General features: G+C 61.9%; 10 protein-coding genes and 1 tRNA gene. 6 read left to right on the top strand and 5 right to left on the bottom strand.

Annotated elements, in window-relative coordinates:
- The 5 genes from MAMT_RS01855 to MAMT_RS01875 form a co-directional block, all read left to right on the top strand.
- Positions 1-638: hydrogenase small subunit (locus MAMT_RS01855; protein ID WP_142659250.1), on the top strand; the 638-nt coding region annotated here is incomplete at its 5' end.
- Complete coding sequence (locus MAMT_RS01860; protein ID WP_142659251.1) at positions 635-2,335, top strand: nickel-dependent hydrogenase large subunit; 1,701 nt, start codon at positions 635-637, stop codon at positions 2,333-2,335. The genes MAMT_RS01855 and MAMT_RS01860, both read left to right, overlap by 4 nt.
- Before the next feature lie 28 nt (positions 2,336-2,363).
- Positions 2,364-3,092: a cytochrome b/b6 domain-containing protein gene (locus tag MAMT_RS01865; RefSeq protein WP_142659252.1), complete on the top strand. Its 729-nt coding sequence runs from the start codon at positions 2,364-2,366 to the stop codon at positions 3,090-3,092.
- Positions 2,992-3,618 (top strand): HyaD/HybD family hydrogenase maturation endopeptidase, encoded by a 627-nt coding sequence (locus MAMT_RS01870; protein WP_142659253.1) that lies wholly within the window; start codon positions 2,992-2,994, stop codon positions 3,616-3,618. The genes MAMT_RS01865 and MAMT_RS01870 overlap by 101 nt, the downstream gene beginning before the upstream one ends.
- The gene (locus MAMT_RS01875; RefSeq protein ID WP_142659254.1) at positions 3,615-4,382 is read left to right on the top strand and encodes a hypothetical protein; all 768 of its coding nucleotides are present in this window, start codon (positions 3,615-3,617) and stop codon (positions 4,380-4,382) included. The genes MAMT_RS01870 and MAMT_RS01875 overlap by 4 nt, the downstream gene beginning before the upstream one ends.
- On the opposite strand, the gene MAMT_RS01880 is transcribed toward MAMT_RS01875, so the two are convergent.
- Positions 4,379-5,053, bottom strand: a complete 675-nt coding sequence (locus MAMT_RS01880) for a TetR/AcrR family transcriptional regulator (protein WP_142659255.1) — start codon at positions 5,051-5,053, stop codon at positions 4,379-4,381. The genes MAMT_RS01875 and MAMT_RS01880 overlap by 4 nt on opposite strands.
- A 9-nt stretch (positions 5,054-5,062) precedes the next feature.
- A complete protein-coding gene (locus tag MAMT_RS01885) occupies positions 5,063-6,106 on the bottom strand; it encodes a methyltransferase (protein ID WP_246186468.1) in 1,044 nt (347 codons plus the stop codon).
- 212 nt (positions 6,107-6,318) lie between these two features.
- Here MAMT_RS01885 and MAMT_RS01890 point away from each other — a divergent pair.
- Positions 6,319-6,391: transfer RNA gene (locus tag MAMT_RS01890), tRNA-Gly, on the top strand.
- Between the two features lie 165 nt (positions 6,392-6,556).
- Here the strand turns inward: MAMT_RS01890 and MAMT_RS01895 are convergent.
- The 3 genes from MAMT_RS01895 to MAMT_RS01905 all read right to left on the bottom strand — a co-directional run.
- A complete protein-coding gene (locus MAMT_RS01895) occupies positions 6,557-6,988 on the bottom strand; it encodes a TA system VapC family ribonuclease toxin (protein ID WP_142659256.1) in 432 nt (143 codons plus the stop codon).
- The gene (locus tag MAMT_RS01900; RefSeq protein WP_142659257.1) at positions 6,985-7,251 is read right to left on the bottom strand and encodes a hypothetical protein; all 267 of its coding nucleotides are present in this window, start codon (positions 7,249-7,251) and stop codon (positions 6,985-6,987) included. Before MAMT_RS01900 ends, MAMT_RS01895 begins: the two co-directional genes overlap by 4 nt.
- 208 nt (positions 7,252-7,459) lie before the next feature.
- Positions 7,460-9,277: MGH1-like glycoside hydrolase domain-containing protein (locus MAMT_RS01905; protein WP_142659258.1), on the bottom strand; the 1,818-nt coding region annotated here is incomplete at its 5' end.

The raw sequence follows: 9,277 nt of genomic DNA on the forward strand, positions 1-9,277 counted from the left end.
CCTACGGCGGCATCCCCGCCGCCGCTCCGAATCCAACCAAGGCGATGGGCGTCTGGGATATCGTCAAGGGGAAGCCGATCGTCAACATTCCCGCCTGCCCGATGAACCCCGCCAACCTGATCGGAGTCGTCCTCCACTTCGTCCTGACGGGAACGCTCCCCGAGCTCGATTACCTGCTCCGGCCGAAGTTCGCCTTCGGCTACCGCATTCACGATAACTGCGAGCGTCGCGCCCATTTTGACGCCGGCGAATATGTCGAACGATGGGGAGACGACGGGGCACGAAACAACTTCTGTCTCTACAAAATGGGCTGCAAGGGTCCGATGACCTTCAACAACTGCTCGATCATCCGTTACAACGATGGGACCAACTGGCCGATCGGGGTCGGACGGGGATGCATCGGCTGCTCCGAGCCTGGTTTCTGGGACAAGTATGCCTACGAACGGCCGATGGCGGGCGCCAACATTCCCGTCCCCGGCCTCTTCGACCTCGGGATCGAGAGAAGCGTCGACATCCTCGGCGTCGGCCTGCTGACCGCAGCCGGAGCCGGCATCGCGATCCATGCCTTCCTGAGCGCCAAGTATGGAAAGAAGTCGGAGGAGGCTCCGTCCGCTGAGCCTCCCAAGGAGAAGTCATGAGCAGGCGCATCGTCGTCGACCCGATCACCCGTATCGAAGGCCATCTCCGCATCGAAGCGGTGCTCGACGAGACCAACCTGATCCAGGACGCCTACGCCTCCGGAACGATGTTCCGGGGGATCGAGACGATCCTCAAGGGCCGCGATCCGCGGGATGCCGGGCTCTTGGCGATGCGAATCTGCGGAGTCTGCACCGGGGTCCACTACTGGACCAGCATCCGAGCGGTCGAAGACGCCTTCGGAGTCCGCGTTCCCAACAACGCCCGGCTCGTCCGGAACCTGATTGCGGGTTCTCTCTACCTCCACGACCATCCGGTCCACTTTTACCACCTCCATGCGCTCGACTGGGTCGACGTGATCTCGGCGCTCAAGGCCGATCCGCGCAAAGCGGTCGACGTGGCCTATCAGTTTACCGACACGCCCTGGAATGTGAGCGTCGAGCATTTCCGACAAGTCCAGGAGCGGCTGAACGGCTTTGCCGCGCAGGGCCGCCTGGGAATCTTCGCGGGCGGTTACTGGGGAAACCCGAGCTACCGCTTCTCCCCCGAGGAAAATCTCATCGCCGTCTCCCACTATCTCGATGCCTTGGCGATGCAGCGGGGTGCGGCCAAGATGATGGCGATCTTCGGGGGAAAGAACCCGCACCCGCAGTCGATCGTCGTAGGAGGGGTGACCTGCGTTCAGGACATCGAGAATCCCAGCCGGATCTCCCTCTTCCAGACCCTGCTGGAGGAACAGCACCGTTTTATCCGCCAAGCCTACCTCCCGGACATCCTCATGGCCGCTCATGCCTACCGCGAGGAGGGCCTTGCCGGCATCGGATCGGGCCTCAAGTCTTATCTGGCCTACGGTTTCTTCGACATGGACAACGAAGGCCCCGGGCGGGGAAAGACCCTCTTCCCAAGCGGGATGGTCTTGGCAGGCGATCTATCGAAGGTCTACGACTTCGAACCGTCGAAGGTCACGGAGGACGTTCTTCACTCCTGGTACCGCGGCCAAGACAGCCTCCATCCCTACGCGGGCGTGACCGATCCCGCCTTCACCGGCCTCCGGAAGGAAGGGGAGATCGCCTATCTCGACAGCGACGGCAAGTATAGCTGGATCAAGGCCCCCACCTATGATGACCACCGGGTGGAGACCGGTCCCTTGGCCCGCCTCCTGGTCGGCTATGCGCGAGGCGACGCCCGGATCCGGGAAGCGGTCGACGGGACGCTCCGGCGCGGAGGACTGCCCGCTACCGTCCTCTTCAGCACCCTCGGTCGGACGGCGGCGCGGGCGATCGAAACCGACCTCGTCGCGGAGGCAATGGCCGGTTGGGCGCAGGAGCTCGCCAAGAATACGGCGACCGGGGACCTCTCGACCTGGACACCCTTCGACTTCGCGAAAGTCTCCCGGGACGCGCAAGGCTGCGGCTTATCCGAGGCCCCGCGAGGAGCGCTCGGCCACTGGATCAAGATCCGGGATGGAAAGATCGAAAACTACCAGGCGGTCGTCCCCACCACCTGGAATGCTTCTCCCCGCGACCGCAAAGGCCGGCGGGGAGCCTACGAGGAGGCCCTGATCGGCACCCGTCTGGCCGATGCCGACCAGCCCTTGGAGATCCTCCGGACCATTCACAGCTTCGATCCCTGCCTCGCCTGCTCGGTCCACATCGTCGACTTCCGCGGGAGAGACTTGGGCACCTACCGCGTGCTCTAGATCGGAGGTCGTAGCGGAGAAACGTTCGATGAAAGGAGAAGCAAGCGGAAAGATCGTTCGGGTGCTCCGGATGCCCGTCAGCTGGCGGATCTTCCACTGGGCCAACTTTGTTGCGGTCTTTGCGGCGGTCATCACCGGCATCTATATTGCCCGGCCCTACTACCAAGCCATGATCGCCGAGCCGGCGGTCCGGAAGTTCGTCATGGGATGGAACCGGGCGATCCACCTCTACGCCGCGATCACGGTCGACGTTCTCTGCGTCATCTCCTTCTATCTTTATTTCCTGAGCCGATTCGAGCGCCCCGTCCGCAAGCTTCTTCCAACCAAGGAGCATCGACGGGAATTCTTCGAGGTGCTGGCAAACTTCTTCACCTTCAACCGGAGGAAGCGTTTCAACTCGGCCGAGCTCGACTCCTTCAACGCCGCCTGGTTCACTCTCCTCCATCTCCTTCTCCTCTTCCAGCTCTTCACCGGCCTCCAACTCTATGTCTATAGCTTGGAAAGCGGCCTCAGCGCGGTGGGGGGCTGGTGGCCCTGGCTCATGCACACGGCGACCGATTGGACTTACTGGGCCTTCGGAGGCCGAATGGGCGTCCGCTGGGTACACCATTTCACGATGTACCTGCTCCTCGCCTGGATCGCCTTCCACGTCTATTATGAGATCTGGCGAACCGTCTACTGGCGGGAAGGCGACATCGCGATCGCCTTCGGAGGGGAAAAGATCGCGCGTCGGCAACCCGGACCGGCCACCCAGTGATCTTGCCGTCATCGGCTTGGGAAACGTGATCCTCCGGGATGAAGGGCTCGGCGTGCTCGCAACCTGGATTCTGGAGGCCAACTATGCCTTTTCTCCGGAAGTCCGCTTCTTGGACGGCGGCGTCCTGGGCCTCGACCTTGTTTCCGAATTCGAGCGCCATTCGACGCTCCTCGTGCTCGATGCAGTCGCCAGCCTCGACCCGCCGGGAACGATCTACCGCTTCCCCGGCGAAGCGCTCTGGAAGAGGGAAGGCCCGGCCCGAACAGCCCACGAGGTCGACCTGCTCGATGTGCTGAAAGTCGCAAGCCTCCTTGGACCCGTCCCGAATCTGGTCCTCCTCGGCATGGTTCCCGCGGAGGTCGGCGGACCCGCGCTCGGTCTTTCCCCCCTCCTGCAAAAGCCCTTCCGCCGCTACCTGGCCGCCATCCTCCGGGAAATTCGCCATCTTGGGATTCGGGTGCGCAACAAGGCCAGAATCTCTCTTCCCGAAATCCTCGAGGCAAAGACGAGAAACGAACGACCATGAACCCCTCCTCGGCCGTTCTTCTGCTCCGACTCGACCGGTTCGATCCCGAAAGCGGACTTTTCGCCTCGTTTCCGGATTCGCCCCGCGTACCCCTCCTCCGCTTTGCTCCTCTTCCCACCGGCGGAAGGCAGATCCTGGAAGCGATCGGAGCCCTCGATGAAAACGCCGCGCGCCTCCTGCCGAATTTCCGAAGAAGGTTCCCAAAGATCTATGAGGCTCTCGAATCGATCGGCAACGGCCTCCCGAGCGGCGAGGAGAAGAGCCTCTTCTTCTTTCTCTCGGTCTGCAGCATCGCCCTCCAGATCGAAGAATCCGATGTCCGGGACGCCGCCTCTCTGGCCTCCGGCTTGGAGGTCGACTATGCTCTCTTTCCGGAAAACGAACACTGGTTCGTCAATCTGCGCGCGACCCTCCGCAGCCTCTGGAGCTACAAGCTGGCGGAGGTCCCCAACGCCATCCTTCTCTTCTCGATCTTCGACTCGCTTGGACAGACGCTCGGATCCTTTGCGGGACGCTGTGGAGAACTTTTGCAGACCCAGACTCTCCGGTTGTCGGGAGACCTCGAGACCAACCCTTTCCTTCGGGCAGGCCTTCGCCGGAGCCTCCCCCGGAAGATTGCGATTGTGGAAGACACGTCGGCTTCCGGGAGTTCCTCTCCGGACGGTCTCAATGCTTCCGGACCAGGGACCGAGGGCTCCGATCCCGTTTCCCCTCCGACCGCTCCCGTGACGGGAGAAAGAGGGCCAAGCCGAGCAGAAGGCTAAAAACGATCAGAACCACCATTCTTCTTTTCCTCGTTTTGCTCTAAGAGTTCGGGCTTCACGAGCGCCCGCTCCAGGGCCCGAAAGACGATGTCGAAAAGATCCGGCGATCCCAATAGGCCCATCAGCGCCGTCGCCATCAGCGCAGCCCCCTCTGCGGGAGGGACCTCCGTTCGGAAGGAGCCCTCCTCCACTCCCGTTCGCAGCATCGCCTCCAGCCCGCCTCTCCACTCCCCCAGGAACGGTTGAAGAATTTGGTCAATCGCCGGGCAGCGGCGGGCGCGGTGGATGAACTCCTGCATCACCAGCAGAAGGCTTCTCTCCTTCTCCCAGTAAAACGCGACGTCGGCAAACTCCTGCCGGAGCCGCGCCAGCCCAGGGTTCCGCGCCCGCGGCGGCCCCGGCGCATGAAGCGTCCGAAAGCGCTCCCCCAAGTAGTCCGCCAGTCCATGGATCAGCTTCTCCTTTGTGGAAAAGTAGTAATGGAGGGTGGCGATGTTCACCCCCGCCTGCTCGGCCACCCGGCGGGTCCGCAGCCCTTCGAAGCCATGCTCGATCAGCACCGTCATCGTCGCCTCGATCAGCTGAGTCCTCCGGTCGAGAGAGGTCGTCCGGAGAGACCTCTTCGGCCTTCCGCGTTCCTTCCTCGCCTGCGCCGTCGTCCGTGCCTTCACCTCTCTCCCCTATTTCTTGCCGCCGGAGGCAACGAGCAGCGGCGAGTGCGTACCGATCTCGAAAGATTCCACCTCGGGGAAGCCTGCTTCCCCAAGCCACTCGGCATACTCCTCGGCCGAAAAGATCCCTCCCTCCTCGGTATTGAGGAACATCCGCAACCCGAAGAGCACTGGGTCGAGCGGCCCCGTCCTCTCCCGGTTGGGGAGAAACTCGAGGATCGCGATCCGCCCTTCCGGCCGGAGCGCCTTGGCGATCCGTCCAAGGAGCCTGCGCGACTTCCCCTCGCCTTCGCTATGAAGGATGTGGCCCAGGATCGCGAGATCGTACCGGGCTTCGGGCAGCGAAACCTCCTGGATATTGCCGGGAAGGTATTCGTAGCGGTCGGCCATTCCGTGGCGCTCCCCGTAGCGCCGCGTATGCTCGAGCACCCCCGGAAAATCGACCGCCGTAACTCGGGCTTCGGGATCGACGTGCGCCACGGCCAGGCTCCAGACCCCCGACCCGCAGGCCAGATCGAGAATACGCATGCCCCGATGCGCGGCACCGGCTCCCAGCGCGCGGGCGGCCGCAATCGCCGGCCCCCGATTGACTACGTGGAGGAAGCGGATCAGCAGCGGGAAAAACTCCTCGGCCCGCTTCTGCTGTTCCACCGGCTCCACCGCCTCCGCGAGGCCACCCTTCCTCACCGCTTCGGCAAGATGGTCCCATGTCTCGTCCAGGATGGAACCGTGGACCAGATCCCCCAGGTAATCGGGGCTTTCCGGCACCAGAAGCGCTTCGGCGATCGGCAGGAGCCGGTAAGAGCCCTTCTCCTTCCCGAGAAGCTGGAGAGCCGTTAGACTGTCGAGGAGCACCCGGGTGCCCCGCACGCTGACTCCAAGCGCACCGGCAACCTCCTCCGCCGTACCTGAATTCTTGGCGAGCTGGGAAAAGACGCCGAGATCGACCGCAGCCCGGACGATCCGCGAACCGCGGACGCTGTCGATGCAGAACAGAAAGGGAGCGAGATCGAAATCGAGGGCAAACTTCCGGACATCCACTGGTTTTTCCATTTTATTTTCGCCTTGAAGGGTTGCCGGAGCTGCGGCCTGGCCGAGGCGCCGGAGTTATTAATCAACTGATTGATAAAATAGGAAAACCCTCTTCTTCTGTCAAGCGGCAGCATTTATTGCAGAGGAAACTCCCCTTGCGTCGCCGACGAAAAACCTTCGCCTTTTTCGTCTTGCCTCCGCTCGGGCCCTGGACCAAAGTAGGAGGCTGTCTTGCGGGTGTAACTCAGTTGGTAGAGTGCAACCTTGCCAAGGTTGATGTCGCGGGTTCGAGTCCCGTCACCCGCTCACTTGCCGAGACGCTTCCTGACCTTTCCGGTCAACGGGCGATTCTCATGCAGTGGCAGCGCTAACCGCCATTTCTTACAAATTGTCAGGTCTCGGATGATTGAGTCCTCATTTGAGGAACAACTCCCTTTGGGAGCGATGCGGGCACGAGTCGCACGCTTCGTACTACAAATCTAATGGATTCTCCCAGATAATCTTCCGGAATCGGGAGAAATCGCGGTCGTTCGAATGAATACGGCCGCCATGCTCCAACGCTAATGCCGCAATCATGGCATCGGTAGTCAGGTTGCCCCCCGTTCCCGCCTCCTCGAGCAAATCAAAAAAACAGGAAAAGGTGATCGCCCCCGGCGCAAGCAGAGCGACATGGTCCAGTAACAGCCACGATTCGACCGCCTCTCGAGCTTGGCGAACCGTCATCGGATTCTGGTTCAGCATGGGGTGAGTCGTCAACCGAACGAAGGCGAGAGCGACAATCCAGGGAATCCCGACCCGTTCCTCCCCTCTCAGCGTTGCCTCCCACCAGCGGCGGGTGGCTCCATGCAGTTCCGAAGTTTGATCGTAAGCGTAGATTAGCAGATTGACGTCGGGAATGATCATCGGGAAGGCGACCCCGGCAGCGTCTCTTCCGCTTCCAGTTGATCGTAGAGTTGATTGAGACTAAGCCCTCGGAAGGCCGCCTTGAGCCCCAAGGGATGCGGCTGAACACGGAAGGCCCTGCCTTCTTTTTTCCGCGCCGATTGCCGCGACAGCCCTAACGTGAGCGTCTCCTCGACGACCTGGCGAAACGGTAAGCCGGACCTTTTTGCACGCTCCCGCAGCTCACGCAGTATGACATCATTGATGCGCAAAGTTGTCCGCATATAGGCATCGTGATGTCTTCCGTCCGGCCCGTCAAGCTGCGGCCCCGTCATTCGTTCTGCCGAAGTGTCGGGTACGGATGCCTGCAGACCGATTATGGAAAGGATCCGACGAATGCCTTGCCTACCGAAGCAAGCCATGCTGAGCCACTCTGCCGCCGGCGCTTGCCCAGCCCATCCAGGAGCGCGCGGTCCATGGGAAGCCGACTTCCTACGGCAGCCGGGGAAAGGGAGGAGCCTTCTCCGGATACTCGCAGAGCTGGCGGATCAGCTTGGCGACCAGGGCGGTCCATCCGGTCTGGTGGGAAGCGCCCAAGCCCGCTCCGGTATCGCCGTGGAAGTATTCGAAGAAGAGCAGGCAGTCGCGCCATGCGGGGTCTTCTTCAAAAATCGGCCAGTTGCCGAATACGGGACGCCGCCCGTTTGCCTCCGGCGTGAAGATGGAGACCAATCTTCGGCTGATTTCCTGGGAGACCTCCCAAAGGTTCAAGAGCCGGCCGGAGCCCGTCGGGCATTCGACCCGGAACTCCTCCCCGTAATAGTGGTGGTATTTCTGGAGCGACTCGATCAAGAGGAAGTTGATGGGGAACCAGACGGGTCCCCGCCAGTTCGAGTTGCCCCCGAACCGGTGGAGAGGGGAGGCTCCCGGCGCATAGTCCAAGCGGTAGGCCTTCCCGTCGATTTGCAACTCGAGGGGATGATCCTCATGGAATTTCGATACCGAGCGGATCCCGAAGGGGCTCAGGAACTCGCGTTCGTCGAGCATGACCCGCAGCAGGGCGCGGAGCCGATCCCTGCTTACGAGAGAGAGGAGAATCTCATCGGCTGCTTCCCGTCGCCCTAGGTCGACTTCCCTGCCCTCCCGGGGAGTCGCCGCATGCAGGGGGACGATCTCCTTCTGGAGCTCGGGATGCTTGCGAAGAAACCAGCGGATCCGCTCCCGAACGCGGCCGTCATGGGATTGGAAGAGACTCTTCGGCACCGACCCGACTGCAAAGATCGGCATGATCCCCTGAAGGGAGCGGGCCTTGAGCGGCAGACAAGCGCCGGAAGGCAGCCGGAGCACGTCGTAGTAGAAGTGGTCCTCCGAATCCCAGAGCCGCTCGCGGAGCGCCTCCGGCAGAGAGCGGACATGGTTGAGCGCCTCGGCGATGTTACCGAACTGGAGAAAAAACTCGGTGGAGATTTCCAGGAAGGCGGGATCCTCGCGGGCGAGCTCGATGGCGATCTCCATCATGTTGATCGTGAAAAGCCCCATCCAGCTCGAAGCGTCGACCTGATACATCGTCGAGCCCGGCGGCACCGCACTCCGATCGAAGAGGCCGATGTTGTCCAGGCCGAGGAACCCGCCCTGGAAGAGATCGTTGCCATCCGCATCCTTGCGATTGAGCCACCAGGTGAAAAAGAGGAGACAGCGATGAAAGACCCGAACCAGAAAGTCGCGATCCCCTTTCCCGGTGTTCTTGCGTTGGATCTCGTAGATCCGCCAGGCGGCCCACGCATGCAGAGGTGGGTTGACCTCCGAAAAAGACCATTCGCAGGCGGGGATCTGGCCGTCCGGGTGCATATACCACTCGCTGGCCAAGAGAAGGAGCTGCTTCTTCGCATATTCCGGATCGATCATCGCGAAAACCACGGCCTGAAAGCAGAGATCCCAGCTCGCAAACCAGGGAAACTCCCACTTGTCGGGCATCGTAATGACCTCGTGGGCGTAGAAGTGGCGCCAGCGTGCGTTCGGCTTTCGGTACCGAGAGGCGGGAGGGGGGGGAAACGCCCGGTCTCCATCGAGCCATTGGGAAACCACATAGTGGTAGAACTGCTTGTTCCAGAGGAGGCCCGCGAATGCCTGCCGTTCGATGAGAAAGAGTTCGTCCGACTGCCCGGGCACACGGATTCGTCCGTAAAATTCTTCGGCACTGCGGATGGCGCGGGTGAAGATCGCGTCCGCATCCCGCTGCCACTCTTCGGCGCAGAATGATCGGCTCGAGAGGCGGAGCACGATCGTCCGGCTCTCCCCTGGCCCGAGGGC

It is taken from the genome of Methylacidimicrobium tartarophylax, from assembly GCF_902143375.2.
In the GTDB taxonomy this organism is placed as follows: domain Bacteria; phylum Verrucomicrobiota; class Verrucomicrobiia; order Methylacidiphilales; family Methylacidiphilaceae; genus Methylacidimicrobium; species Methylacidimicrobium tartarophylax.

Excerpts from the sequence above, each read along its gene's own strand:
- MAMT_RS01860 (WP_142659251.1), top strand. The coding sequence starts at position 635 with ATGAGCAGGCGCATCGTCGTCGACCCGATCACCCGTATCGAAGGCCAT.
- MAMT_RS01865 (WP_142659252.1), top strand. The coding sequence starts at position 2,364 with ATGAAAGGAGAAGCAAGCGGAAAGATCGTTCGGGTGCTCCGGATGCCC.
- MAMT_RS01870 (WP_142659253.1), top strand. The coding sequence starts at position 2,992 with ATGAGATCTGGCGAACCGTCTACTGGCGGGAAGGCGACATCGCGATCG.
- MAMT_RS01875 (WP_142659254.1), top strand. The coding sequence starts at position 3,615 with ATGAACCCCTCCTCGGCCGTTCTTCTGCTCCGACTCGACCGGTTCGAT.
- MAMT_RS01885 (WP_246186468.1), bottom strand. The coding sequence starts at position 6,106 with ATGGAAAAACCAGTGGATGTCCGGAAGTTTGCCCTCGATTTCGATCTC.
- MAMT_RS01895 (WP_142659256.1), bottom strand. The coding sequence starts at position 6,988 with ATGATCATTCCCGACGTCAATCTGCTAATCTACGCTTACGATCAAACT.
- MAMT_RS01900 (WP_142659257.1), bottom strand. The coding sequence starts at position 7,251 with ATGCGGACAACTTTGCGCATCAATGATGTCATACTGCGTGAGCTGCGG.